This window comes from Microbacterium sp. A8/3-1 (assembly GCF_040267695.1).
GTDB lineage: Bacteria > Actinomycetota > Actinomycetes > Actinomycetales > Microbacteriaceae > Microbacterium > Microbacterium luteolum.
Genome location: NZ_CP158357.1, coordinates 1,987,928 through 2,014,252, shown reverse-complemented (window position 1 = coordinate 2,014,252; position 26,325 = coordinate 1,987,928). Strand labels below are relative to the sequence as shown.

Annotated in this window: 21 protein-coding genes; 11 read left to right on the top strand and 10 right to left on the bottom strand. The window is 69.9% G+C overall.

Going from position 1 to position 26,325, the window contains the following annotated elements; all coding sequences use genetic code 11:
* Nucleotides 1–19: 19 nt before the first annotated feature.
* The 6 genes from ABS642_RS09965 to ABS642_RS09940 all read right to left on the bottom strand — a co-directional run bounded on the left by ABS642_RS09965 (nt 20) and on the right by ABS642_RS09940 (nt 8,830).
* Complete coding sequence (locus tag ABS642_RS09965) at nt 20–1,153, bottom strand: serine hydrolase domain-containing protein (RefSeq protein WP_350353195.1); 1,134 nt, start codon at nt 1,151–1,153, stop codon at nt 20–22.
* Complete coding sequence (locus ABS642_RS09960) at nt 1,150–3,561, bottom strand: glycoside hydrolase family 3 C-terminal domain-containing protein (RefSeq protein WP_350353194.1); 2,412 nt, start codon at nt 3,559–3,561, stop codon at nt 1,150–1,152. The genes ABS642_RS09965 and ABS642_RS09960 overlap by 4 nt, the downstream gene beginning before the upstream one ends.
* A complete protein-coding gene (locus tag ABS642_RS09955; protein ID WP_282214535.1) occupies nt 3,558–4,412 on the bottom strand; it encodes an ATP-binding cassette domain-containing protein in 855 nt (284 codons plus the stop codon). The genes ABS642_RS09960 and ABS642_RS09955 overlap by 4 nt, the downstream gene beginning before the upstream one ends.
* Entirely contained in the window at nt 4,409–6,292 is a 1,884-nt protein-coding gene (locus tag ABS642_RS09950) for a dipeptide/oligopeptide/nickel ABC transporter permease/ATP-binding protein (protein WP_350353193.1), read from the bottom strand. The genes ABS642_RS09955 and ABS642_RS09950 overlap by 4 nt, the downstream gene beginning before the upstream one ends.
* Nucleotides 6,289–7,230: an ABC transporter permease gene (locus ABS642_RS09945; RefSeq protein WP_282214533.1), complete on the bottom strand. Its 942-nt coding sequence runs from the start codon at nt 7,228–7,230 to the stop codon at nt 6,289–6,291. The genes ABS642_RS09950 and ABS642_RS09945 overlap by 4 nt, the downstream gene beginning before the upstream one ends.
* 73 nt (nt 7,231–7,303) lie before the next feature.
* Nucleotides 7,304–8,830: an ABC transporter substrate-binding protein gene (locus tag ABS642_RS09940; protein WP_350353192.1), complete on the bottom strand. Its 1,527-nt coding sequence runs from the start codon at nt 8,828–8,830 to the stop codon at nt 7,304–7,306.
* A 195-nt stretch (nt 8,831–9,025) separates the two neighbouring features.
* Between ABS642_RS09940 and ABS642_RS09935 the strand changes: the two genes are divergently transcribed.
* Genes ABS642_RS09935 through ABS642_RS09925 form a run of 3 tightly spaced genes read left to right on the top strand, consistent with a single transcriptional unit; the run spans nt 9,026 to nt 13,814 of the window.
* The gene (locus tag ABS642_RS09935) at nt 9,026–9,688 is read left to right on the top strand and encodes a helix-turn-helix domain-containing protein (protein WP_350353191.1); all 663 of its coding nucleotides are present in this window, start codon (nt 9,026–9,028) and stop codon (nt 9,686–9,688) included.
* Nucleotides 9,685–12,102 carry a glycoside hydrolase family 2 TIM barrel-domain containing protein gene (locus ABS642_RS09930; RefSeq protein ID WP_350353190.1) on the top strand — a complete coding sequence of 806 codons (2,418 nt, stop codon included), beginning with the start codon at nt 9,685–9,687 and terminating at the stop codon, nt 12,100–12,102. The genes ABS642_RS09935 and ABS642_RS09930 overlap by 4 nt, the downstream gene beginning before the upstream one ends.
* The gene (locus tag ABS642_RS09925; RefSeq protein WP_350353189.1) at nt 12,099–13,814 is read left to right on the top strand and encodes a hypothetical protein; all 1,716 of its coding nucleotides are present in this window, start codon (nt 12,099–12,101) and stop codon (nt 13,812–13,814) included. Before ABS642_RS09930 ends, ABS642_RS09925 begins: the two co-directional genes overlap by 4 nt.
* 7 nt (nt 13,815–13,821) lie before the next feature.
* Here the strand turns inward: ABS642_RS09925 and ABS642_RS09920 are convergent, their stop codons facing one another.
* Entirely contained in the window at nt 13,822–14,445 is a 624-nt protein-coding gene (locus ABS642_RS09920; RefSeq protein ID WP_350353188.1) for a TetR/AcrR family transcriptional regulator, read from the bottom strand.
* Between the two features lie 55 nt (nt 14,446–14,500).
* Here ABS642_RS09920 and ABS642_RS09915 point away from each other — a divergent pair, with 55 nt between their 5' ends.
* Together ABS642_RS09915 and ABS642_RS09910 are read left to right on the top strand one after the other, a co-directional pair.
* The gene (locus ABS642_RS09915) at nt 14,501–15,904 is read left to right on the top strand and encodes a DHA2 family efflux MFS transporter permease subunit (protein ID WP_350353187.1); all 1,404 of its coding nucleotides are present in this window, start codon (nt 14,501–14,503) and stop codon (nt 15,902–15,904) included.
* Between the two features lie 99 nt (nt 15,905–16,003).
* A complete protein-coding gene (locus ABS642_RS09910) occupies nt 16,004–17,569 on the top strand; it encodes a CoA-acylating methylmalonate-semialdehyde dehydrogenase (RefSeq protein ID WP_350353186.1) in 1,566 nt (521 codons plus the stop codon).
* A 100-nt stretch (nt 17,570–17,669) separates the two neighbouring features.
* On the opposite strand, the gene ABS642_RS09905 is transcribed toward ABS642_RS09910, so the two are convergent.
* On the bottom strand, nt 17,670–19,196 hold the full coding sequence (locus ABS642_RS09905) for a PucR family transcriptional regulator ligand-binding domain-containing protein (RefSeq protein WP_350353185.1): 1,527 nt from the start codon (nt 19,194–19,196) through the stop codon (nt 17,670–17,672).
* Between the two features lie 121 nt (nt 19,197–19,317).
* On the opposite strand from ABS642_RS09905, the gene ABS642_RS09900 reads away from it, so the two are divergent.
* Nucleotides 19,318–20,646 carry an aspartate aminotransferase family protein gene (locus ABS642_RS09900; protein WP_350353184.1) on the top strand — a complete coding sequence of 443 codons (1,329 nt, stop codon included), beginning with the start codon at nt 19,318–19,320 and terminating at the stop codon, nt 20,644–20,646.
* 7 nt (nt 20,647–20,653) lie between these two features.
* Here the strand turns inward: ABS642_RS09900 and ABS642_RS09895 are convergent, their stop codons facing one another.
* Nucleotides 20,654–21,169 (bottom strand): hypothetical protein, encoded by a 516-nt coding sequence (locus tag ABS642_RS09895; RefSeq protein WP_350353183.1) that lies wholly within the window; start codon nt 21,167–21,169, stop codon nt 20,654–20,656.
* A gap of 164 nt (nt 21,170–21,333) precedes the next feature.
* On the opposite strand from ABS642_RS09895, the gene ABS642_RS09890 reads away from it, so the two are divergent.
* The 3 genes from ABS642_RS09890 to ABS642_RS09880 all read left to right on the top strand — a co-directional run bounded on the left by ABS642_RS09890 (nt 21,334) and on the right by ABS642_RS09880 (nt 23,803).
* Nucleotides 21,334–22,197, top strand: a complete 864-nt coding sequence (locus ABS642_RS09890; RefSeq protein WP_350353182.1) for an AraC family transcriptional regulator — start codon at nt 21,334–21,336, stop codon at nt 22,195–22,197.
* A 93-nt stretch (nt 22,198–22,290) separates the two neighbouring features.
* Nucleotides 22,291–22,941: a GyrI-like domain-containing protein gene (locus ABS642_RS09885; protein ID WP_282214523.1), complete on the top strand. Its 651-nt coding sequence runs from the start codon at nt 22,291–22,293 to the stop codon at nt 22,939–22,941.
* A gap of 61 nt (nt 22,942–23,002) precedes the next feature.
* Nucleotides 23,003–23,803, top strand: coding sequence for a DUF1206 domain-containing protein (locus ABS642_RS09880; protein WP_350353181.1), 801 nt, complete (start codon nt 23,003–23,005; stop codon nt 23,801–23,803).
* Nucleotides 23,804–23,816: 13 nt separating this feature from the next.
* Here ABS642_RS09880 and ABS642_RS09875 read toward each other — a convergent pair whose 3' ends face one another.
* On the bottom strand, nt 23,817–24,464 hold the full coding sequence (locus ABS642_RS09875; RefSeq protein WP_350353180.1) for a LysE family translocator: 648 nt from the start codon (nt 24,462–24,464) through the stop codon (nt 23,817–23,819).
* A 59-nt stretch (nt 24,465–24,523) separates the two neighbouring features.
* Between ABS642_RS09875 and ABS642_RS09870 the strand changes: the two genes are divergently transcribed.
* Nucleotides 24,524–25,831 (top strand): SufS family cysteine desulfurase, encoded by a 1,308-nt coding sequence (locus tag ABS642_RS09870; RefSeq protein WP_350353179.1) that lies wholly within the window; start codon nt 24,524–24,526, stop codon nt 25,829–25,831.
* The gene (gene sufU / locus ABS642_RS09865) at nt 25,828–26,262 is read left to right on the top strand and encodes a Fe-S cluster assembly sulfur transfer protein SufU (RefSeq protein ID WP_282214519.1); all 435 of its coding nucleotides are present in this window, start codon (nt 25,828–25,830) and stop codon (nt 26,260–26,262) included. Before ABS642_RS09870 ends, sufU begins: the two co-directional genes overlap by 4 nt.
* Nucleotides 26,263–26,325 lie beyond the last annotated feature (63 nt).

Here is a 26,325-nt window from a genome sequence, read left to right as displayed (position 1 = left end):
GCTTTCCGGTCTGCGGGGGTCAGGAGGAGAGGAGGATGCCGAGCTCGCGGGCGACGGAGACCGCCCGCGGATCGGCGCCACCGGGCCACGGGCCGCGCGCGATCGTCCAGGCGAAGGCGACGCCGCTGTCCGGATCGACGCACGCGAGGGCGCCCATCGCGCCGTCGTGCCCGAACGCGCGGGGCCCGCCGAACGCCAGCTGCTGCGACGGCTTCTGGAAGACCACGGCGTGGGCGCGATCGTGCTGATGCAGCACCTCGTCGTATCCGCGGACCTGCTGCTGACCGATCTGCTCGACCGTGTCGGACGAGAGCAGCGGCGGAGCCCCGTCGACACCGGTGACGGCGACCGCGAGCAGGCGCGCGATGCCCCGCGCCGTGCCGGTGCCCGATCCGCCGGGATGACCGTACCGCCAGCTGCGCGGGGAGTGCGCCAGGTCGACGTCGTCGGGCATGGCGAAGACCACCGGTCCGAGGGCGGACGTCGCAGGCGGTGTCGTGTCGGTGGCGGGCGGGATCATCGGCAGCAGCGGCACGAGTCGCTCCTCGTGCTCGGCGGGGAGCCCGAGGAAGAAGTCGATGTCGTGCGGGGCGCGGATGTCGTGCTCGTAGAGCTCATGCAGCGTGCGACCCGTCACCCGGAACACCAGCTCGTCGGCGAGGTTCCCGATCGTGATCGCGTGGTAGCCGAAGGCGCTCCCGGGGTACCAGAACGGTCGGCTGGCGGCGAGCCTCTCGGCGGCGGCGTGATGGTCGAGCAGTTCGTCCCAGGTCAGCCCGGGGACGGTCTGGGGGAGCCCCGCCTGATGCGACAGGAGCTGGCGGACGGTGACGGCTCCCTTGCCCTTCGCGGAGAACTCGGGCCAGTGGTGCGCGACGCGCTCATCGAGATCCAGGTCGCCGCGTTCCACGAGGAGGCCGACGGCCACGCCGATCACGTTCTTGGTGACCGAGTACGGGACCGTCAGCGACTGCGCGTCGAGGTGAGGTCCGCCCCACGCGTCGAGCACCGCGGTGCCGTGGTGATACGCGGCCACCTGGAACGACAGATCGGGGTCAGCGGCGAGCGCCTCGTCGAGGCGCACCACGACGGCGGCGAGCCGGTCGTCGGCGCGTCCCTGGAGACGGCCAGTGAGGCTCGCGAGCGCGGTCATGCCTGCTCCCATTCCACCGACAGCGGCAGCTCGACGACGGACGGCCCGATCCGCAGCGTGTACTGCCCGGGTTCGACGACCCAGTCGCCGGCCCAATGCGCGAGTCGCCGGGGTGGGACGGGGATCACGGCGGTGACGGTCTCGCCCGGTTCGGCGCGGACCGCGGCGAATCCGACGAGCCAGCGCTCGGGGCGTTCGACGGCGGAGTCGGCGCGCTCGGCGTACACCTGCACGACCTGCTTCCCGCGACGCACGCCCGTGTTCGCGAGGGTCACCTCGACGGCATCCTCGTGACGCTGTGCCGCGCCCCAGGTCCATGAGGTGTAGCCCAGGCCGTGGCCGAACGGGAAGGCCGGGGCGGCGCTCTGCCGCAGCCAGGCGCGGTATCCGATGTGCAGACCCTCGGCGTAGACGAGACGGCCGTCGGTCGGGGTCACGGCGGAGACCGGCACGTCGGCGAGCGACGCCGGCCACGTGGTCGGCAGGCGGCCACCGGGCTCGGCGGCTCCGGTCACGACGTCGGCGATCGCATGGCCGAACTCCTGCCCTCCGAAGTAGCCCTGCACGATGGCCGCGACGTCGGCGGCCCAGGGCAGCACGACAGGGGATCCGGCGTTCACGACCACGATGGTCGGCGTGCCGGTGGCGGCGACCGCGCGCACCAGGTCGTCCTGACGTCCCGGCAGGTCGAGGTCCACGCGGTCGTATCCCTCGGACTCGACCTTCGAGTTCGTGCCGACGACGACGATCGCGACCTCGGCGCCGCGTGCCGCCTCGACGGCCCGAGCGATCAGCTCGTCGGGGTCGGTGCGCTCCGGGGCGATGCCGAGGGTCACGCTCAGGGCGCCGTCCAGCGCACCCCGCGACTCCCGGGTGAACTCGGCGCGGATGTCGATCGCACGCCCGGCCTCGACCGGTACGGCCGTTGTCACGGACGGCGGGTTGAGGAAGGCGGCCCCGAGGTCGGTTCCCTCGATGACCGGGGTGTCGTCGAGCACGAGCTCGCCGTCGACGAAGATCCGCCCCGGATTCGCCCCCGCGAAGCCCAGCTCGATGCTCGTCGTCTCGGTCGGCGTGTACCGGGTCGACAGCACCACGGTGCGACTCGCGCCGATCGGCGCATCGCCGCCGAACCACACCAGCGCGGTCGCACGCCGGTCCTCGGCGAAGAGCTCGGTGCCGTCCGCGTCGAGGAAGCTCACCCGCAGTCCCTGATCGCCGGTCACCGGGTTGACGATCGTCGTCGGCGGGATCTCGGCGACGCCGTCCTGCACGACGGCGCCGATCTCGTAGCGGGTGTCCGCGGCGGGGAACGCCGCGCGGAGAGCATCGAGCGGCGACACCACCTCTTCCGGCAGCACCGTCGCCGAACCGCCGCCCTGAGTGCGGGCCTCCCTGGCGTTGTGACCGATGATCGCGATGCTCCCGACGGCGCCGAGCGGGAGCACCCCGTCGTTCTGCAGCAGCACGGCGCCCTCGATCGCGGCCTCCCGCGCGAAGGCCGGTCCGTCCAGGGGTGCCGGGACGACGGCATCCGTCCCTTCGAGCGCACCGACGCGCTCGGCGAGGAGCAGGATGCGCAGCACCTTGCGATCGATGTCGCTCTCCTGCACGCGTCCGTCACGGACTGCATCCACGAGCTCGTCCCAGGCGGGAGCGGGGCCGGGCATCGCGAGGTCCTGCGCTGCGGCGACGGCGTCGAGAGAGCGCACGGCGGTCCAGTCGCTGACGACGACGCCGTCGAAGCCCCACTCGCTGTTGAGCGGCGTCTCGAGCAGGTCGTTCTCCGTCATCGTGACGCCGTCGACGGCGTTGTAGGCGCTCATGATCGACCACGCCCCGGCTTCGACGGCACGCTCGAACGGTGCGAGGTAGAGCTCGCGCAGTGCGCGCTCGTCGACCTCGATGTCGACCGTGAAGCGATCCGTCTCCGAGTCGTTCGCGACGTAGTGCTTCGGGGTGGCGGCGACGCCGTTCTCCTGCATGCCGCGCACGTACGCGGCCCCCAGCTCCGCGGTGAGCTCCGGGTCCTCGCTGAGACACTCGAAGTGTCGTCCGCCGAGCGGCGAGCGGTGCAGGTTGATCGTGGGGCCGAGCACCACGTCGACGCCCTTGCGCCGCGCCTCGGATGCCGCGGCCGCCCCGTACCGGTGGGCGAGGTCGACGTCCCAGGAGGCTGCCAGCGCCGAGCCGGACGGGAGGTTGAGCGAGGGATCGCGCTCGTCCCATCGCGGTCCGCGCACCCCGGCGGGGCCGTCGGAGAGCGTGAGCGCGCGCAATCCGATCTCGGGCAGCGGCACAGTGGTCCAGAAGTCGGCGCCCTGCACGAGCGCGGCCTTCTGCTCGAGGGTGAGCCGCTCCAGCAGCGGACGCAGGTGAGCGGTGGAATCGGACGGGCGGGCGTTCATACGGCTGATCCTTCGGAGATGTTCTGCGCGTCGATGAGCGCGCGACGGTCGGCGCGACGCTTCTGCTGGGCGTCCGGGTCGGGCACGGGGGCGGCGAGGAACAGCCGCTGCGTGTACGGATGCGCGGGCCGCGCGGTGACCTGGTCGCCGTCGCCCGTCTCGACGAGCTCGCCCCGGTACATCACCGCCACGCGGTGGCTGATGTGACGGACCACCGCGAGGTCGTGCGAGATGAAGAGGTAGGCGACGCCGGTGCGCTCCTGGATCTCGATGAAGAGATCGAGGACGCGCGCCTGGGTCGACAGGTCCAGGGCCGACACGGGCTCGTCGCACACGATCAGCTTCGGATCCAGCGCCAGCGCGCGGGCGATCGCCACGCGCTGGCGCTGCCCGCCCGAGAACTCGCGGGGGAGCCGGCGGGCAGCATCCGCCGGGAGCCCGACGCGGTCGAGCAGGTCGGTGACGCGGGCGTTCGCAGCCTTGGCCGCGACGCCGCGTGCGGTGAGCGGCTCCGCGAGGATCTGTGCGATCGTCATGGACGGATTCAGCGAGGAGTACGGGTCCTGGAACACGACCTGGATCTCGCTGGCGAGCGAGCGCCGCTCGCGACGGTTCAGGTGGCCGATCTCGCGGCCGTCGTAGCGGATCGAGCCCTCCGTCACCGGGGCGAGCCCCAGCACGGCGCGTCCGAGCGTGGTCTTGCCCGAACCCGATTCGCCGACCAGACCGACGGTCTCGCCGGGCCGGATGTCGAGGGAGACGCCCTTCAATGCGTGGAACGGCTCGGCGCGGAACCCCTTGCCGGGGTAGGCGACGTGAAGGTCATCGACCTGGAGCAGCATGTCGTTCACGACCGGTCTCCTTCCGTGGGACGTGCGGTGACGAGCGGGGCGCGGGCCGGACCCTCGTCGAGGATCGCGTCCAGCAGCGACTGCGTGTAGGCGTGCGAGGGGGAGCGCAGGATGGTCCGGACCGGACCCTGCTCGACGAAGAGCCCCTGCTGCATCACCGTCACCCGGTCGCAGAGATCGGCGACGACGCCGAAGTTGTGCGTCACGAGCAGCATCGCCATCTGGCGCTCGCGCTGCAGATCGCGCAGCAGGTCGAGCACCTCGGCCTGGACCGTGACGTCGAGAGCCGTCGTCGGCTCGTCGGCGATGATGAGGTCGGGATCGGTCGACACGGCGCCGGCGATGAGCACGCGCTGCGCCATCCCGCCGGACACCTCGAACGGGTAGGCGTCGAAGGTGCGCTTCGGGTTCGGGATGCCGACGCGGTCGAGGAGCGCGAGCGAACGCTCGGTCGCCTCCTTCTTCGACAGGCCGAGATTCTTGCGCAGCGGTTCGACGAGCTGATACCCGATCGTGAAGGACGGATCGAGGTTGCTCATCGGCTCCTGCGGGATGTACCCGATGCGCCGCCCGCGGATGCCGGCATAGGCGCTCTCCGAAGCATCGGCCAGCTGCGTGCTCTCGTACTCGATCGAACCTCCGGTGACGCGTCCGCCCCGCGGCAGCAGCCCGAGCACGGCGAAAGCCGTCTGCGTCTTGCCGGAGCCGGATTCGCCGATGAGGCCGTGCACCTCGCCCTTGCGGATCTGCAGCGAGACGCCGTGCACGACCTCGATGTCCTCGCCCTCCTGCTGCTCGTACGCGACGCGCAGATCGGAGACCGTGAGGATCGGTGCGGCACCGGGTGTGCTCCGGCTCGCGTCGTCGGGATGGACGATCGTCTCCCCGACGACGGGCAGGGGAGCGGACTCCTCGAGCGCGTCGGCATCCCCACCGGACATGCTGAACGAGGTCGTGACGGCGGCGATCGATCCGGTCGAGGTCGTCACGGCGCGGCGGCGACGGCGGCGCACCACGGCCGTGCGCTCGAGCACATCGCGCATGCCGTTCGCGAGCAGGGTCAGAGCGATGGCCGTGAGGCCGATGGCCAGAGAGGGCCACAGCATCAGGAGCGGCTGCTTGTAGATGTTGGCGAACCCGTCGTTGAGCATCCCTCCCCAGGTCGGGACGCTCATGTCGCCGAGGCCGAGGAACTCCAGCCCGGACTGGATCGCGATCGCGATCCCCGTGATGATCGCCGACTGGATGATGATCGGCGCGCGCACGACCGAGAGGATGTGGCGGCCGATGATGCGCACGTCGGAGAGGCCGGACACCTTCGCCGCATCGACGTAGAGCTCGCCGCGCACACCGGTGACCGCCGCGTAGACCAGGCGGTAGTAGGCGGGAGCGAGCAGGATGCCGAAGATGAACATCGCCAGCCACACGCTCGGTCCGAGGACGGCACGAGCCGCCAGCAGCACGACGATCCCGGGGAGGGCCATCACGAGCGACGTGACCCAGGAGGCGACAGCATCGAACCAGCCGCGGTAGTAGCCGGCGATCAGACCCGAGACGACCCCGATCACGAGCGCCGTGACGACGGCGACGAGAGCCGCGGCGAGGGTGATCTGCGTGGCGGCCAGCAGGCGCGAGAGCACGTCGCGACCAGCGCTGTCGGCACCGAGCAGATGCTCCCCGCTCGGCGGAGCGAGCACCAGCTGGAGCGAGGCGAGGTTCGGATCGAACGGCGCGATCCAGCGTCCGGTGACCGCGATGATCGCGATGACCGCCAGGAACACGAGCGAGATCAGCGAGACGGGGCGTCGAACGAGTCGGCGCATCAGCGAGATCTTCGCCGCGGGTGTCGGCACCGCGGTCGGAACGTCGATGGCGGTCATGAGAGTCGCACCTTCGGGTTGAGCGCTGCCTGCGCGAGGTCGATGAGGAGGTTCACGATGAGGACGATCACCGCAAACGCGATCACGACGCCCATCACGACGGGGATGTCGCCCTGGGTCGTGGCCGAGACCGTGAGCTGGCCCATCCCGGGGAGGGCGAACACCTGCTCGACGATGACGGCCCCGCCGAGGAGGCCGATGAACTGCACGGCGAGGACCGCGAGCGCGGGGCCCCCGGCGTTGCGCAGCACGTGCTTGTAGATCACGCTGTTCGACGACAGCCCGCGGGAGCGGAGCGTGCGCACGTAGTCGCGGGACATCGCGTCGACCACCGAACCGCGCACCTGCTGGGCGACGGCCGCGATGGCGCCGATGGCGAGGGCGGCGATCGGCAGCGTCACCGATGCCAGCCACCCGCTGAACGATTGCGTGATCGGGATGTAGCCGGTGGCCTTGAACCAGTGGAGGTTGATCGCGAAGATCAGCACGAGGTACAGCGCGATGAGGAAGCCGGGGATCGCGAAGCCGATCACCGAGATGAACTGCACGACCGCGTCGACCCAGCCGCCGCGGCGTGCGGCGACCACGCCGAGCGCGATCGCGAGCACGGCGGAGATGAGGGTCGCGCCGATGACGAGCGAGAGGCTGACGCTGAGGCGGCCGCTGAGACTCACCGAGACCAGCTGCCCGTTGAACCAGGAGCGGCCGAGGTCGCCGGTCAGCGCCGAGGTCAGCCAGTCCCAGTACTGAGCGGTGAGCGGGCGGTCGAGGCCCAGCTCTGCCGCCTTCTGGGCGACCAGCTCCTCGGTGGCGTTCTGGCCGAGGATGCGACGCGCGATGTTCGCGCTGTCGAGGAAGAGGAGCCCGAACGTCACCACGGAGATGACGATGAGCAGGACGATGCCGGCGAGGATCCGGCGCACGATGAACATGAGCATGCTGCGCTCCTGTGGTGGAAGGGATCGGGTTCCGGCCCGCCCGCAGCGACGCGGGCGGGCCGGAGGGATCGCGTCAGGACTTCGGCGTGAAGTCGTAGATCGCGGGGTAGGCGTTCGTCGGGAGCATCTCGACGGTCGTCGAGGCGTCCGTGGCGAAGCTGCCCTGCACGCGGTAGAAGGGCGCGAACCACGCCTGTTCGACGATGTAGGCGTTGAGCTCCTTCGCCACCGATTCCTGCGTGGCCTCGTCGCCGAACTGGATCTCCTGGATGAACTCGTCGACCTTCGGGTCTTCATAGCCGAACGGGTTGAAGATCGCGGACGGCGCGATCATGAACTGGATCAGCTGCCAGTCGGGGTTCTGCTCCAGCGCCATGAACGACACCGGGAACTTCGGCGCGAGCAGGTCGGCGATGAAGTTGTTGCCCGGGTCGGTGTACTCGACCGCGATGCCGACATCCGCCAGCTGCTGCTCGATCAGCGTGTACGTCGTGGCGCCCAGCAGCGTGGACGATGGCATCGACAGCGTGAGACCGCTGGCGTATCCGGCTTCCTCGAGCAGCTCCTTCGCCTTCTCGGGGTCGTAGGTGTAGTAGTCGTCGAGCTTCGGATCGTACGCCGCCGACGACTCCGGGAAGACCTGAGTGGTGACGGTCCCGTTGCCGAGCTGCAGGGCCTCGAGCAGGCCTTCGCGATCGAACGCGTAGTTCAGCGCCTGCCGGACACGGACGTCGGCGAGAGCCGGGTTCATGGTTCCCGCACGGTCGAGGAGGAGCATCCCCTGGAAGTCGAGCTCGTTCGCGTTGACGGTCCAGCCGGCGCCCTCGACCTCGGCGAGGTTGTCGTTGCTGGCGAGCTTGACGCCGTTGGCCTCGCCGGCCTTGATCGCGTTGAGCGAGGCCGTGGCATCGGCGAGCACGTTGATCACGAGCTTGTCGTAGTGCTGCACGTCCGGGTTCCAGTAGTCGGGGTTCTTCGTGTACGAGTAGCTCGTGCCGGTGACCGTGGCGGCGGTGTCGAGGACGTAGGGTCCCGATCCGATCGGGTCGGTGGCGAGGTTGTCGTTGGCGAGGGACTCGCCGCTGGCGACCAGCCCGGGGTCACGGGTGAGGTAGTTGAGCAGTGCGGGGTCCGGGGCGGCGAGCGTGATGACGACGGTGGTGTCGTCGGGGGCCTCGAAGCTCGTGATCCCGGCGAAGTAATTCGCGTCGGGCGACGTGCCCTCCTTGAAGCGCTGCAGGTTGTCGGCGACGACCTGGCCGGTGAGCGCCGAGCCGTCCGAGAACGTGACGTCGTCGCGGAGGGTGAGGGTGAGGACGGTGTTGTCGTCGTTGTACGACCACTCCGTCGCCAGCCAGGGCTCGATCGTGCCTTCCGGCGTCGCGAGCAGAAGAGTGTCGAAGACGGCCTGGTAGAAGGGGGCGCGGTTGCCCCACTCGGAACCTGCCGGGTCGAAGGTGGTCGGCGGCGTGATCGCGCCGAGTGTGAGGGTGCCGCCGCTCCCGTCGCCCGTGCCGCCGTCTTCCGCTCCGCCGGCGCAGCCGGTGAGAACGAGAGCAGCGATGGCGATGGTGGCTGCTGTGGCCTTCCAACGGAACATCCTTTGTCCCTTTCGTGGGTGGCGGTACCCCTGCGGACCGCCTCTGGTGGGAGAAGCTAGCAGCAAAAGCGAGTAGTCGCTAGGTTTTTAACGCAAAAAGCTAGCGGATGCTTGAAATTCGTTATAGAACGGATTCGCAAGGGCAATGCGCGGTGCCGATGGCGGCTGCCGACGACGGGGGATACGGTGACAACGATGACCATGAACAAAGGGCCCAGTGTGCGCCGCGGCGTGCGCGGCGAGTACGCTAAGACGCGCGAACGACGGCGGACCATCCTCGATGCCGCGCTCGAGGTGTTCTCGGAGGGCGGCTACCGCGCCGGTTCGCTGAGGGACATCGCCCAGCGCGTGGGGATCAGCGAGGCGGGACTCCTCCATCACTTCCCGAACAAGGTGGCGCTGCTGGAGGCCGTGCTCGATCACCGCGACGACCGGTCGCGCGAGATGGTTCCCCTGGAGTCCGGCGACGGCGTGGCCATGATGCGCGGCCTGGTCCGGCTGGCGCTCTACAACGCGTCGGTGCCCGGTGTCGTCGAGCTCTACTGCACGCTCTCGGCGGAGGCGACCTCACCCGATCACCCGGCGCACGGCTACTTCGTGCGTCGCTACGTCTACACCCGCGCGAACATCGAGAAGGGCTTCGCGAACCTGGAGTCCCGGGGGATGCTGAAGCCGGGAGCCTCGCCGTACCGATGCGCCGTGGCTCTCATCGCCATGATGGACGGCCTGCAGGTGCAATGGCTCCTCGACCGGACGGTCGTGGACATGGCCGAAGAGCTCCGCGCTTTGATCAGCACCTTCGCCGACATCGACTGGGACGAGTCGACGGGCGACGAGGCCGGAGGCGAGAGGGCATGACCCGCATCGCCTTCGTCGACGGATGGAGCGTCGGCCCGAAACTCGGCGCCTTCGAGACCCGGGACGGCTCCACGGCATCCGTGCCCGTCCGCCTGCCGCATGACGCGCTGCGCGACCTGCCGCGCGCCGCCGACGCCGGCCAGGGCGTGCACAGCGGATACATCCCCGGCGGCGTCTTCGAGTATGCGAAGACCTTCGACGTGCCGGAGGAGTGGCGCGAGAAGACCGTCCGCATCGAGTTCGAGGGCGTCTACCGCGACGCGACCGTCTTCCTCAACGGCGACTTCGCCGCGCATGAGGCGAACGGCTACTCGGCGTTCGTGGTCGAGGCCGACCCGTTCCTGCGGTTCGGCGAGCGCAACACGATCACGGTCGAGGCGCGCGTCCACCGCGACAGCCGGTGGTACACCGGCGGGGGCATCTACCGGCCGGTGCACCTGGTCGTCGACGACCCCGTGCATCTCGCCCTCGACGGCACCGTCGTCGAGAGTCACGACATCGACGCCGAGCGCGCGATCGTCGAGATCGCCACCTCCGTCGCGAACCGCACGAGGCACGCGGCGACGCGCCGCCTGAACTGGGCCGTCGTCGACGAGGACGGCGCCGAGGTGGCGACCGGCACCTCGCCCGTCACGGTGCTCCCGGGGGAGCAGGCGGTGGCGCGCGCCCGTCTCGCGGTGCGCTCGCCGCGGCTGTGGGGTCCGGATTCGCCGCACCGCTACCTCGTCCGCACGACGCTGGCCGACGGACAGGGCGCCGTGACCGACGAGACCGTCACGCGGCACGGCATCCGTCGTCTGCAGCTCGACGTCGCGCACGGTCTGCGCGTGAACGGCGTCGTCGTCGATCTGCGCGGTGCCTGCATCCATCACGACAACGGCCCGCTCGGTGCGGTGTCGATCGCGGATGCCGAGGATCGACGCGTGCGTCTGCTCAAGGCCGCCGGCTTCAACGCGATCCGCAGCGCCCACAATCCGGCGAGCCGCGCTCTGCTGGACGCGTGCGACGCGCACGGGATGCTCGTGATGGACGAGCTGACCGATGTCTGGACGAAGTCCAAGACGGCTTTCGACTCGTCGATCGGCTTCGACGAGCGGTGGCGCCGCGATGTCGCCTCGCTCGTCGCGAAGAACCGGAACCATCCGTCGGTCGTCCTCGTGTCGATCGGCAACGAGATCCTCGAGCTCGCGACGCCGCACGGCGCGACCTGGAGTCGCCGCATCGCCGAGGAGTTCCGCAGGCTCGATCCGTCGAGGTTCGTGACGAACGGCATCAACGGCGTCATCGCGAACCTCGGGGCGCTGGCGGAATCGATGGCGGATGCGCCCCCGGCGGACCCGAACACGATGATGGCCGAGATGGGCGAGCGGATGGCGTCGATGAACGCCTCGCCGCTGGTGACCGAGTCGACCGAGGAGTCGGCGGCGGTGCTCGACGTCGTCGGCTTCAACTACGCGGACTCGCGCTACGACCTCGACGCGGAGCTCTTCCCGCACCGCGTGATCGTCGGGTCGGAGACCTTCCCGGATCGGATCGCCTCGCTGTGGGCGGACGTGCGTCGTCTGCCGCACGTCATCGGCGACTTCACCTGGACGGGGTGGGACTACATCGGCGAAGCGGGCATCGGCCGGGTGGACTATACCGACGTCGAGGGCTACGTGCCGACGGGGACGGCGGGACCCTTCCCGTACCTGCTCGCCGACTGCGGGGACATCGACATCACCGGACACCGGCTTCCGGCCTCTCACTATCGCGAGATCGTGTTCGGTCTGCGCACGGAGCCGGTGATCGCCGTGCACCGCCCGCAGCATCACGGCCGGCCCTCGTCGAAGACGCCGTGGTCGTGGGATGACGTCGTGTCCAGCTGGACCTGGGGCGCCGCAGAGGGCTCTCCGGTGACGGTCGACGTCTATGCGGATGCCGAGGAGGTCGAGCTGCTCCTCGACGACGTCGTCATCGATCGCGTCGCCGTCGGGTCGCCGCTGCCCCTGATCGCGCGCTTCGAGACGCGGTACCGACGCGGTGTGCTGACGGCTGTCGCCTATGCCGCCGGGCAAGAGGTCGCCAGGACGTCGCTGCGGACCGCCGGAGAGCCCCGCCTCGTCGCGCGAGCAGAACGCACCGAGATCACCGGCGCGGACGCCCTCGCCTACATCGCCCTGACGATCGAGGATGCCGAGGGCACGGTCCTGTGCGATGCCGACGTCCCGGTGACCGTCGAGGTGTCCGGCGGCGTGATCGCCGGGATGGGGTCGGGGCAGCCTCGCACCGAGGAGGGGTTCGCCGGTCCGACGCGGAGCACGCATGACGGCCGTGCGCTCGTCATCGTCCGCCCCTCGGACCTGGGCGAGATCGTCGTGACGGCATCCGCCGCAGGGTTCCCGTCGGCCGAGGTGGTGGTGACTCGGCGATGAGCTCCCCGTGGTGGCGGACGGATGCTCGCGAGTGGCGGTCCCACGACTGGCGGCTCGAGCTGCGCGGTGACGAGATCGCCGACATCAGTCACCGCGGGATCGTCGTGCTGCGGGCCGTCCGCGCGGTCGTGCGCGACCGCGGCTGGCAGACCGTGCCGGTGGTCGTGCAGAGCGTCGACGGCGATCCCGAGGTGCTCAAGCTGACGCTTCGGCACGAGGGACTCGGGGCGCGGGTGCGTTCGACGCTGACGGTGCGTGCGCGTGCCGGCGAACTCGTGATCGAGTGGGACGCCGTGAACGAGATGGACTTCGACACGTGCCGCATCGGTCTGGTCGTGCTGCATCCGGCATCCGACGCCGGGCGCGCCGTGATCGTCGACCACGACGACGGGTCCGAGGAGGCGACGTCGTTCCCGCGGGCGCTCACTCCGCATCAGCCGATGCGTGACATCCGCCGACTCCGGATCGACGGCGGCGCGAGCATCGCCTTCGCGGGCGACGTGTTCGAGATGGAGGACCAGCGCAACTGGACCGACGCCTCGTTCAAGACGTACAGCCGCCCGCTCGACCTGCCGTACCCGTATGCGCTGCGAGCCGGTGAGACGGTCCGACAGGCGATCACGATCGGTGCGCCCGACGCTCCGATCGCCGCGGATCCCGGCCGTGCGTCACCGGCGGTGATCGCGCTGCGCGAGTGCGGTCCGTTCCCGGCGGTCGGTGTCGAGGCCTCGACGGCTCGCGACCCGGTCCCCGCCTCTTCGGTGGGCTCGTTCCGTGTGGTCGAGCTCGATCTCACGACGCCGGCGTGGGCGGCGGCGCTCGCCCGTGCGTCGTCGGACGGCCTTCCGCTGGACATCCGGATCGTGTCGGACGGTGATGCGCGAGCGGCGGATGCTGCCGCGACAGCCCTCGCGGGCCTGCCGGTGCTGCGGGTCACGGTGTTCGACAGGGCCCGACACGTGACCACTCCGGCCTCGACCTCCCTGTTCCGCGCGGCGCTCGGGAGCGCCGGCATCCGCGTGCCCCTGCTGGCCGGTGCTCGGTCGCATTTCACCGAACTGAACCGCGAGCAGGCGACGATCCCTCGAGACACCGCCGGGATCGTCGTCACCACCACGCCGCTGTTCCATGCTCTCGACACCGAGCAGCTCGTCGAGGCGGTCGCGGTCCAGCGCCTCGTCGCCGAGGAGACCGTCCGGATTGCGGAAGGGCGCGAGGTCCATATCGGCCCCGTCGCGCTCCGTCCGCGCTACAACAACGTCGCCACGACGGCGCAGCCGGCACCGACGAGGAGCGATCTCGCCGACGGCTACGGCGCGCAGTTCACGGGAGCGGACGACGAACGACAGGCCGCACCGGAACTCGCGGCCTGGGTGATCGCCAGCGCCGCGGCGAGCGCGGTGCCCGGCGTCCGGTCGTTGTCCTGGTTCGAGACCTGGGGGCCTCGAGGATTGGCGGATCACCGCGGGCGGATGCCGGCGGCCGACGCCGTCGATGCGCTGACCGAGCTCCGCGGAAGCGTGCTGCTCGGAGGTTCGAGTCCCGATGGGCTCGTGTGGGCGATCGGCGGTCGCGCCGCGGAGCGCGACACGACCCTGATCGCGAACCTCGATGTCGAGCCGCGCGTCCTCGACGTCCGCGCGCACGGCAGTGCGCCCGTGCGCGTCACCGTGACCGCCGGCTCCTGGGTGCGTGTCGCGGGCGCCGCCTGAGAGACCCTCAGTCGGTGCCGAAGGCGGCGAGGAACGTGTCGACGCCGGCGCGGACCGAGTCGTCGAGCTCGTCGTGCCCGAGAACGCGTCCACCGAAGCCGCTGCTCGCGAGAGCGTCGTCCGACACCAGCGCGAGGAACTGGCGGGCTGCGCGGGACGCATCCGTGAGGCGCAGATGGCCGGCGGTGGTCAGCTGCGCGAGCTTTCCGGCGAGGGCGTCGATCGTTCGACCGCGGTTGCCGTCCCTGATCCCGTCCATCAGCTCCGGGAATCGAGCCCGCTCCGAGAACTGCAGCCGCATCAGCGCCGCGCCCTCGTCATGTGAGACGCATCCGACGAGTGCCTGTCCCACGCGTTCGAGCTCGCTCCGGACGTCTCGAGGATGCACGTCGAGGGTCGCGAGGACTCCCAGCACCCGCTCGTTCGCTCGGGCGGAGCCGCGCTCCACCGTCTCTGCGAACAGTGTCTGCTTGTCGCCGAAGCGGTTGTACACGGTGGGCTTGGCAACCCCGGCGAGCTTGGCGATCTCCTCCACGTTGCCATCGGTGAACCCGTCGCGGCCGAAGACGGTGAGGGCGGCGTCGAGGATCTTCTCTCCCCTGTCGGTACGGGCTTCGCGGGTGATGGCCATGCCCTCAGTCTAACGCGGTGGTTGTGTATTTTGAACTTGTCCGTATAGTTAACCCGTGAGTTCAAAAACTGATACCAAGAAGTTCGGTCTGCGACCCGTCCCGTCCCTCGGCGCGACCGCGGCGGTGCTCGTCCCCGGCGGCGTCCTCGCACTCCTGAGCACGACCGTGGTGGGCGTGGCCGTGCCCGAGATGGCCGCGGAATTCGGCTCCGACGTGACGTCGGCGCAGTGGGTGACGACCGCCTATCTGCTCGCAGCAGGCATCGCGATTCCGTTGAGCGGCTGGTCGACGCTCCGGTTCGGCGTGCGGCATACCTGGCTTGCCGCGATGGCGGTCTTCGCCGCCGGATCTCTCCTCGCGGTCCTCGCTCCCGACTTCGGCGCGCTGGCCGCAGCGCGCGTCATCCAGGGTTTCGGCGGTGGTGCGCTGGAGCCCGTGATGCTCACCGCACTCGCGCAACTGGCCGGGCCGGCACGGATCGGTCGGGTCATGGGCGCGACTGCAGCCGTGATGTCGGTCGGCCCGCTCGCAGGTCCCGCGCTCGGAGGGCTCGTGGTCGACACTCTCGGCTGGCGATGGACCTTCGTGTTCACCGCCGTGATCGCCGCTCTTCTGCTGCTCGGTTCGCTCCCCGTGCTGCGATCGGGAGTGCGCGAGCGCGTCGGACTGGATGTGCGCGGGCTGATCCTCCTCGGGCTCGCCACCACGCTCGGACTGTTCGGACTGTCGCGCGCCGCGACGTCGGACGGATTCGACGTCGTCACCGCGGTCTCGCTCGTCGCCGGTTCGGCCGCACTCGCCGGCTTCGTGCTCTCCGCCCGACGCCGCGGCACGGCCGCGATCGTCGACCTCGCGACGTTCTCCCACCGTGGCTTCGGCCCCGCCGTCGGGATCATGGCTCTGATGGGAGCGGGCATCTATCCGCTGTTCTTCGGGTTGCCGCTCTACTTCGTCGGCGTCGCCGGAACGGATGCCACCACCGCGGGACTGCTGATGATCCCCTACGGTCTCGGGACGCTGGTGGCGATGCCGATCGCGGGGCGGCTCAGTGACCGCGTCGACGGACGCATCATGATCTGGGCCGGCGTCGCGCTGGGTCTCGCGGGTTTTCTGGGCCTCATGACCACCGGAGCGGGCACCCCGATCTGGCTGTTCGCCGCCCTCGCCCTGCTCGTCGGTCTCGGGCTCGGTTCTGTCGGCAGCCCGACCGTCTCCACCCTGTATCGGGTGCTTCCCGCTCGCCTGCTCCCGTCGGGCAGCACCCTCCTGTTCGTCGGCAACCAGCTCGGCGGGGCGCTGGGCGTCAGCATCCTCGTGATCCTCATCGGCCATTCCGAATGGGATGCCGGGGTCGGCACTGTTCCCTTCTGGCTGCCGGTGAGTGTGATGCTCGGCATCGGGCTGCTCGCGACCAGGCTCGACGGGCGCGATGTGGATCGCGAGAGCATCGCTGCCTAAGTGTCGATCGGTACGATCAACGGAGGACGCACTGGCAGCCCTCCCGGGGCGGGCCCCTGGTTCACTGGTCTGATCCGCCCCCCGACCCCGAGGTGAAGAATGACCATCACTGACACGTCCGCAACCTCGAAGACGGACTCCGCCGTCCCGGTGATCGCGCACTGGATCGACGGCGCGGAGCGTCCGTCGACCAGCGGCCGCACGGCTCCGGTCTTCAACCCGGCCACAGGTGCCGTGCAGGCGCGCGTGGCGCTCGCCGACCAGGCCGAGATCGACGAGGCGATCGCCTCGGCGGATGCCGGCTTCCGCGTGTGGTCGGGATACTCGATCGCCAAGCGGCAGTCGGTCCTCTTCGCGTTCCGCGAGATCCTGAACGCGCGCAAGCTCGAGCTCGCCGAGATCATCACGGCAGAGCACGGCAAGGTCGTCTCCGACGCGATGGGCGAGATCCTCCGTGGCCAGGAGGTCGTGGAGCTCGCGACCGGGTTCCCGCACCTGATCAAGGGCGCGTTCAGCGAGAACGCCTCATCGGGCATCGACGTGTACTCGCTCAAGCAACCCCTCGGTGTGGTGGGTGTGATCTCGCCCTTCAACTTCCCCGTCATGGTGCCGCTGTGGTTCGTGCCGATCGCGATCGCGGCCGGCAACGCGGTGGTCCTCAAGCCCAGCGAGAAGGATCCGTCCGCCGCGCTGTGGCTCGCGCGGGTGTGGAAGGAAGCGGGGCTCCCCGACGGCGTCTTCACCGTGCTGCAGGGCGACAAGATCGCGGTCGACGGCCTGCTGAACAGCCCCGTGGTGCAGTCGATCTCGTTCGTCGGATCCACGCCGATCGCGCAGTACATCTACGAGACGGCGTCGAGGAACGGCAAGCGGGTGCAGGCGCTCGGTGGTGCGAAGAACCACATGCTGGTCCTGCCCGATGCCGACCTCGACCTCGTGGCCGACCAGGCCGTGAACGCCGGGTTCGGCGCGGCCGGCGAGCGGTGTATGGCGATCAGCGTGGTGCTGGCCGTCGAGCCCGTCGCCGACGACCTGATCGCGAAGATCACCGAGCGCATCGCCGCGCTGAAGATCGGTAACGGCGCCGGCGTCGACGGCGTGGAGCCCGACATGGGCCCGCTGATCACCGACGTGCACCGCGACAAGGTGTCGTCCTACGTCGACATCGCGGAAGCGGACGGCGCGACCATCGTCGTCGACGGTCGCGGCTTCACGGTCGACGGACACGAGGACGGCTTCTTCTTCGGACCCACCCTGATCGACGACATCCCCACCACATCGCGCGCGTACACCGAGGAGATCTTCGGCCCGGTGCTCTCGGTGGTCCGGGTGCAGACGTTCCAGGAGGGTCTCGACCTGATCAACTCGGGGGAGTTCGGCAACGGCACGGCGATCTTCACGAACGACGGCGGCGCCGCGCGCCGTTTCCAGAACGAGGTGCAGGTCGGCATGATCGGCATCAACGTCCCGATCCCGGTGCCGGTCGCGTACCACTCGTTCGGCGGCTGGAAGAAGAGCCTGTTCGGTGACGCCAAGGCGTACGGTGTGCACGGTTTCGACTTCTTCACCCGCGAGAAGGCCATCACGGCCCGGTGGATCGACCCCGCGACCCGCAACGACTCCACACACGGCGGCATCAACCTCGGGTTCCCCCAGAACACCTGAGCCTCTCCCGCCGACCCGGCCCCTCTTGACCGACCCGGCCCCTTGCGAACGATCGCACGGGGCCGGTTCGCGCAGAGAGGGGCCGCTCGGCGAGACGGCGTCAGGCCTGCGTCAGCTGCAGGGCGCCCCAGAGCTCGGCGCGGGCGGCGAAGGTGTCGAGGTCGACGTCGAGCAGCACGCCGGCGGCATCCACTCGCGCGCGCAGCGTGTGTCGGTGGATGCCGAGGGCCTTGGCCGCGGGATCCCACGCGCCGTTGTGCTCCAGCCAGACCTCGAGTGTCCGGCGCAGGTCCGCCGGGTCGTTGGCGCTGTCGAGCGGCAACAGCATCCGTTTCGCGATATCGTGCGCCTGCGTGTGCTCCAGATGCCCGAGGAGCCCGGCGCGGGCGATGTCGTCGAACTCGCTGATCGGCTCCTGCGGAGTCGTGCGGGCCAGCGCCCGCTCGGACTCCGCCATCGCCACGGTCAGCCGGTCCCAGGTCGTGGCCGCCGAGAACCCCGCGGCGACGTCGTGCCGGGTCAACAGCGCGAGCAGCCCGGATCTGCCCTCGTCGGGCGTGACGGTCACGATGCGGTCGCGGCGTTCCGCGAAGAACACGGCTCCGCCGCTCTCGACCGCGAGGAGCTCCAGCGCGGAGCGCAGGGTCTGCGCGCCGCCCTCCGCCTCGTCCGGCAGAGCGATGCAGCCGACGCGAAGCGGACCTTCGGGGAGAGGGCCCCACAGATGCGCGACCGTGCGCTGCGCCACCGCCGTGATCCCGGCCATGAGCAGCTCCAGCACGCCGGAGCGCAGGCGCCGCCGCGCGTCGTCGAGCGTGCGGCTCTGCTCGAGGGCGATGCTGGCGAGCGCGATGACGGCGTCGACGAGGTCGGCGCGCGCCCGATCGAGTGCGCCGGTGCCCGTCCCCACGGCGAGGACGCCCCGCAGATCTCCGCGCTGGCCGAGCGTCTGCAGCGTGACCTCGTCCGACCCTGTGACGCTGAGCCGCACGGCCGCCGTGCGGCCGCGCGCCAGCATGCTCGCCACGGCATCCTCGACCTCGGGTGCCTGGGATGCCGGGATCTCGCGCTGCGTCGGCACCCGCACCCGGGAGCCTGACGCGTCGAAGAGGGCCACCCAGCAGTCGAGGTTGCGCTCCAGCTCTCGCAGGATCTCGGCGAGCCCGTCGGGCCGGAGGGCCGCGCGGGCGACGGAGCGCTGTGCGCGCAGCGAGCGCTCCAGCATCTGCCGATCGTCGTCGGCCACCGCATCCGAGATGAAGCGGATGATCCCCATGAAGGGGGTGTCGCGCGGAACCTCGAGCAGGGACAGACCCCGGGACGCTGCGGCCTCGGCCAGCTCGGCCGGGATGCGCTCATGCACGATCCCGGTGGAGAATCCCAGCGCCAGGACCCCGTGATCGACCAGGCGCTGCACGTAGGGGTGCGCCGGTTCGGGGTCCGGCTCGTCGAACTGCACGCCGTCCGTGAGCAGGAGGCCCCCCGAGTCCAGCCAGGGAGTGGGATCCGGGAGATCCGAGTTGTGCGCCCACAGGACGGCATGCGAGAGAAGGGCGTCGTCGACGCCGCTGACCGGACGCAGGTCGAAGCGGGGCTCGTTCAGCAGGGCGCGGAGGGTGGCGGGCACTCCCGCATCCTGTCCGATGCCGTTCTGTCCGTCAAGTGGGTGGCTGTTAGACGGATTGTCGCCCCTGCGTGCGGCGCCCGACTGGGATGATCGGTGTGCCGCCACCTTCGAAGGGCTTCCCATGACGACCAGCACTCCCACCACCGCGACCCTCACCAACGCCGAGGTGTCGAACGCCGATCGCTCGCGCGTCTTCCACTCGTGGTCGGCTCAGGGCTCGCTCGCCCCGATGGCGATCGCCGGCGGGTCGGGGACGACGGTGTGGGATGCCGAGGGCAATCACTACCTCGACTTCTCCAGCCAGCTCGTCAACGTGAACATCGGGCACCAGCATCCGAAGGTCGTCGCGGCGATCCAGGCGCAGGCCGAGGTGCTGACGACCGTCGCGCCCGCGCACGCCAATGCCGTTCGCGCCGAGGCGGCGCAGCTGATCGTCGACATCGCCCCCGAGGGGTTCGAGAAGGTGTTCTTCACGAACGGCGGGGCCGACGCGAACGAGAACGCGATCCGCATGGCGCGCCTGTTCACCGGCCGCGACAAGATCCTGTCGACCTACCGCTCCTACCACGGCAACACCGGCGCAGCCGTCGTCGCGACCGGAGACTGGCGCCGCATCCCCAACGAGTACTCCCGCGGTCACGTGCACTTCTTCGGCCCGTACCTGTACCGCTCGGAGTTCTGGGCGACGTCGCCCGAGGAGGAGTCGGCTCGCGCGCTGCATCACCTCGAGCGCGTCGTGCAGGCCGAGGGTCCCGACAGCATCGCCGCGATCCTGCTCGAGACCGTCCCCGGAACCGCGGGCATCCTCACCCCGCCGCCCGGCTACCTCGCGGGTGTGCGCGAGATCGCCGACCGCTACGGCATCCTGCTGATCCTCGACGAGGTCATGGCCGGGTTCGGGCGCACCGGGGAGTGGCTCGCGCTCGACGCCTTCGGCGTGCGGCCCGATCTCATCACCTTCGCGAAGGGCGTCAACTCCGGCTACGTGCCGATCGGCGGCGTCATCATCCCCGGCGAGATCGCGCATCATTTCGACGATCGTGTCTTCCCCGGTGGGCTCACCTACTCCGGCCACCCGCTCGCGGCGGCCAGCGTCGTCGCCACGATCGAAGCCATGCGCGAGGAGGGCGTCGTCGACAACGCGAAGCGCGTCGGCGCCGAGGTGATCGGACCGCATCTCGCTCGGCTCGCGGGCCGGTACGACGTCATCGGCGAGGTCCGCGGCAGCGGAGTCTTCTGGGCCGTCGAGCTGGTTGAGGATCGCGAGACGCGGGTGCCGCTGGCTGCTGCCTCGATCGGTGCGTTCAAGAGCGACCTGCTCGCGCGTGGTCTGCTGCCGTTCTTCGCCGACAACCGCCTCCACGTGGTGCCGCCGTGCGTGATCACCGCGGAGGATGCCACGCGCGGGCTCGACATCATCGACGACGCTCTCGCCGCCTTCTCGGTCTGAACGCGGGTCAGACCTTCTCGGTCTGCACCGAGCGCGCGACGCCGACCGCGTGGCACTCGGTGTTCTCGTTCGCGACGCCGAAACGGATCAGCTCGCGGGAGTCCGCTCGGTAGTCCGGCGGGGCGGAGGCGAGGGCTGCGGCCTCCAGCAGAACGAATTCCGCTGATGTTCCCACCAGCCGCAGCGCCCCGGCAGGAAGGCACTGCGCGACGAACTGGAACTCGCCCGGCCGCTGGTGGACCGTGGCTCCGCTGATCGACCAGGCGGTGAACTCGTTGGCCATCGCCGTGCAGATCCAGTTCTGCTGAGCGACACCGGTGACGCGCAGCAGGGCGGTGTTTCCGCGCAGGTGCTCGGCTTGTCGCAGCTCGAGCAGGATGCCGACGGTGCCGGTCATGACGTCCACGATGATGCGGGTGACCTGGGCATCGACGAAGAGCTCGGGGTGCAGGAACGGGTTCTCGGTGTCACGGAGCTCGGGGGCCCGCATGGGTACGCCGGCGAGAACATCGTTCACATTCATATTGCTTCGCCTTCGCCGTCTTCCCCAGGATCTCCACACTAGCCAGGCTTTGTTCACAGTTGCCTGAGCGACTGTGATGAGTTCCGGAGCCGATCGGATCCGACCAGAATGATCGGGTGACGGGGTGCGCCCGGCACCGACGATGGTGAGGAAAGGAGGACCTCATGATCGGCACGCTCAACGCTCTGATCGATCTCGTCGAAGCCGATGCGGCAGAGGAGATCGATGTCGTCGGGTTCGCACGCGAGCACGGTACGACCGAATACCACCTGCGCCGGATGTTCTCGGCGCTGGCGGGCATGCCGCTGTCGGAGTACGTGCGCCGGCGTCGGATGACGCTCGCCGGTGCCGAGCTCGTCGCCGGCGCCGCGAACATCCTGGACGTGGCCGTGCGGCACGGCTACGGTTCGGTCGAGGCGTTCGGCCGAGCGTTCCGCGCCGTGCACGGCATCGGCCCGGCCGATGCGCGCCGTGACGGGGGTCCTCTCCGAACACAACCCACGCTCCGGTTCCGCCTGAGCGTCGAAGGGAGCACCCCGATGGATGTCACCATCACGCACCAGCCCGAGCTCGTCCTCGCCGGCCATTCGGCCGAGGTCCCGCTCATCCACGCGGGCGTCAATCCGCATATCCAGGAGCACATCGCCGCGATCCCGCCGAGCGAGCACGCCCGGCTCAAGGCGCTCGGCGATGCCGAGCCGCGCGGCATCCTGGCTGTCACAGCGGGCATCGAACCGGATGCACCGGAGGGCAGCATGCTCACCTACCTCCACGGCGTCGCCCTGCAGGCGTCGACCCCGGTGCCGGCCGACCTCGACGTCATCCCCCTCGAGGAGGGGACGTGGGCGGTCTTCGCGTCCAGCGGACCTTTCCCCGAGACGCTGCAGAACCTGTGGGCGGCGACCGCGACCGAATGGTTCCCGTCGAACCCGTGGCGACTGCGGCCGGGACCGTCGATCGTCCGGTATCTGGAGTTCACGGCGACCTCCGCGTCCTGCGAACTCTGGCTCCCGGTCGAGCAGGGCTGACGCATCCGGTCGGGTCGGGGAGCGCGCACGCCGCTCTTCCCGGCCCGATGTCCGCAGGCCCTGCCACACTGGGCACGGACAAGGAGACGTGCCATGGCGATCGATCCCAAGAAGACGCTCGATGCATACCAGGCGAAGCACGGTGTGATCCGTCTGGTCGAGGTTCCGCCCCTGCAATACCTGATGGTCGACGGCGCCGGCGATCCCAACACTGCGCAGGCCTATCAGGACGCCGTGACCGCGCTGTTCCCCCTCGCCTACACGCTCAAGTTCGCGAGCCGGAAAGAGCTCGGCATCGACACCGTGGTGATGCCGCTCGAGGGTCTCTGGCACGCACCCGACATGGCGTCGTTCACCTCGCAGCGCGACAAGTCGGCTTGGCTGTGGACACTCATGATCATGGTCCCCGACCACGTCACCACCGAGATGTTCGCCGATGCGGTCGCGAGCGTCGAGGCGAAGGCGGCCAAGAAGAAGGAGCAGCCCTCGCCCGCGCTCTCCACCGTGCGGCTGGAAACCCTCGCCGAAGGCCTGAGCGTGCAGACGCTGCACCTCGGTCCTTTCGACGACGAGGCGCCCGTGCTCGACGATCTGCACCATCGCTTCATCCCCGAGAACGGACTGGAGATGCGCGGCCTGCATCACGAGGTCTACCTGAGCGACATGCGTCGAGTGGAGCCGGCGAAGCTGCGCACGATCCTGCGACAGCCCGTGTCGAGGGTCTCCGGATCCGACGCCGCGTGAACCGCGCGCCGGGAAATCAACCCCCTCGGTCCCCGATCCTCCGGCCGCGTAGTCTTCAGCGATGACCACCGCGAAAGACGCCGCGCGCGCCGCCCAGCGCTCCGACGGGTTCCGCTGGGTCGCCCGCGTCGGCTTCGTCGTCGTCGGAGTCGTCCACATCATCATCGGGTGCCTCGCCGTCTCCCTCGCTCTGGGTGCCGGTGGCGACGCCGATCAGGACGGCGCCATGGAGCAGGTCCGTCTGAGCCCCGTCGGAGGGCTGCTGCTCGGCGTGATCGCCGCAGGGCTCATCGCGCTCGCCGGGTGGCAGATCGCGAGCGCGTTCCTGGCCTCCGACCCGGCCGACACGAAGAAGTGGGGCAAGCGCGTCAAGTACCTCGGCATCGCCCTCGCCTATCTCGTCATCGCCGGGATGGCCCTGATCGTCGCGTTCGGCGGCCGGGTCTCCTCCGAGAAGGCCTCGCAGACTCTCAGCGAGATCGTGCTCGCGGCCCCCGCCGGCGTGGTCGTGCTCGTCATCATCGGACTCACCGTGAGCGGGGTGGGCATCGGGTTCATCGTCAGCGGATTCACGCGCGGCTTCAAGAAGCTGCTCGACCTGCCGTCCGGTGTCGAGCGCGGCGGCATCGTGACCTTCGGAGTGGTCGGCTACATCGCCAAGGGCATCGCCGTCGCGGTCACCGGCGTGCTGTTCGTCGTCGCCGCGTTCACGAACGACCCCGACAAGTCCGCCGGCCTCGACGGCGCTCTGCACAGCCTTGTGGCGCTCCCGCTGGGACCGCTGATCCTCTGCGCGGTGGGTGCGGGGCTCGCGGTCTACGGTCTCTTCTGCATCGCGCGCTCGCGCTACGCGCGGATGTAGTCGCGCACGGCGATCAGGTGGTCGCCGGCTTCTCGCTCCACACCAGGAGGAAGGCGCCGAGGCCGATCATGAGCACGCCGCCCGTCGCGCTCATCGCCTCGATCCGGCGGGGTGACCGGCCGAACCAGTCGCGGGCGGCGCTGGCGAGAAGCACCCAGACGGCGTCGCAGGCGACGCCGATCGTCACGACGATCGCGCCGAGCACGAACAGCTGCGTCGGAACGGAGCCGGCGTGCAGGTCGACGAACTGGGGGAGGATCGCGAGGAAGAAGGCGATCGACTTCGGATTCGTGACACCGACGACGAAGCCCTCGAGAAGGAGTCGCGGGCGTGAGCGCTGGGGCTGCACGCCCGAGACCGCGCCCGCCGCATCCTTCCGATGCCGGATCGCCTGGATGCCGAGGAACACCAGGTATCCGGCGCCGAGCACCTTGACGATCGTGAAGAGCACGACCGACTGCGCGACCACGGTGCCGACCCCGAGCGCCACGGCCACGACGAGGACGATCGAGCCGACGGCGGTGCCGAGGATGCTGAGGAACCCACCCAGGCGTCCCAGCGCCATCGCGCGCCCGATCGTGAACAGCACGGTCGGACCGGGGATCACGACCATGACGAAGGCCGCGATGACGAAGGTCGTGAGGGTCTCGGCGCTGAACATGCTGCGAGCCTACTGTCGCGGACCGCCCCGCTCACATCGTCAGGTGGGAAACTGGAACGATGAGCACTTCCCCTGCAGTCGACGTGACCGTCCCTCTGAGCGAGGCCGAGGTCCGCCGTATCCGCGAGGACTTCCCGATCCTGCAGGCGCAGGTGCAGGGGCATGCGCTCGTCTACCTGGATTCGGGGGCGACCTCGCAGCGCCCGCTCGCGGTGCTGGATGCCGAGCGCGCCTTCGCGACGACCATGAACTCCGCCGTGCACCGCGGCGCGCACACCCTGGCGGCCGAGGCGACCGAGCTCTTCGAAGACGCCCGCAGCACCGTCGCGCGCTTCGTGGGCGCCGATGACGACGAGATCGTCTGGACGTCGAACGCCACCGAGGCGATCAACCTGGTGGCCTACTCCCTGTCGAACGCGTCGATCGGCCGCGGGGGAGCGGCCGCCGAACGGCTGCGGCTCCGCGCGGGGGACGAGATCGTCACCACCGAGATGGAGCACCACGCCAATCTCATCCCGTGGCAGGAGCTCGCCGCCCGCACCGGCGCGACGCTCCGGGTGGTCCCGCTGGATGACGACGGCGCCCTGCGGCTCGACGTCGCCGCCGACCTCATCACGGAGCGCACGAAGCTCGTCGCGTTCACGCACGTCTCGAACGTGCTCGGTGTGATCAACCCGGTCGATCGGCTCGTCGCACTCGCCCGCCGCGTGGGTGCGCTGACGCTGCTCGACGCCTGCCAGTCGGCGCCGCATCTGCCGCTCGACGTGCGCGCGCTCGACGTCGACTTCGCGGTGCTCTCCGGCCACAAGATGCTCGGCCCCACCGGCATCGGCGCCCTCTACGGTCGGCGCGAGCTGCTCGAGGCCATGCCGCCGTTCCTCACCGGCGGCTCGATGATCACGACGGTCACCACGACCGAGGCCGAATACCTTCCGCCGCCGCAGCGGTTCGAAGCGGGAACGCAGCGTGTCTCGCAGGCGATCGCGCTCGCCGCGGCCGTGGACTACCTGACGGCGGTGGGGATGCCGCGCATCGCCGCGCACGAGGCCGCCTTCGGGCGTCGGCTCGTCGACGGCCTCGCCGCGATCGACGGCGTGCGTGTCCTCGGCGCCGGCATCGACCTGCCGCGGGTCGGGCTCGCGAGCTTCGACGTCGTCGGCATCCACTCGCACGACGTGGGCCAGTTCCTCGACGATCTCGGCATCGCGGTGCGCGTCGGGCACCACTGCGCGCAGCCGCTGCATCGCCGGCTCGGCGTCACCTCGTCGACGCGGGCGAGCACCTATCTCTACACGACGGATGCCGAGGTCGACGCGGTGATCGACGGCGTCGCGGGCGCGATCGAATTCTTCCGGAGGGGCGCATGAGCGATCTGCAGAATCTGTACCAGGAGCTGATCCTCGACCATTCCCGCACGCCCCACGGCTACGGGCTGCGCGAGGAGATCCCCGCGCAGTCGCACCAGGTGAACCCGACGTGCGGCGACGAGGTGACCCTCCAGGTGCACCGCGCCGCCGACGGGACCATCGAGGCGATCGCGTGGGAGGGGCACGGCTGCGCGATCTCGCAGGCCTCCGCCTCCCTGCTCGCCGAACTCGCGGAGGGGCTCTCGGTCGAACAGCTCGAGGTCCGCATCGCGGCGTTCCGCGAGGCGATGCGTTCGCGCGGCAAGATCGAGCCCGATGAGGAACTGCTGGGCGACGCGGCCGCTCTCGGCGGCGTCTCGAAGTACGTGGCCAGGGTCAAGTGCGCGATGCTCGCCTGGGTCGCCGCGGAGGATGCTCTGACGCGGAGCTGACTCACCCGGGGAGACGCGTCACAGGACGTCACCTCCGGGAATAGCGCCGCCTCTCAGGCGTTG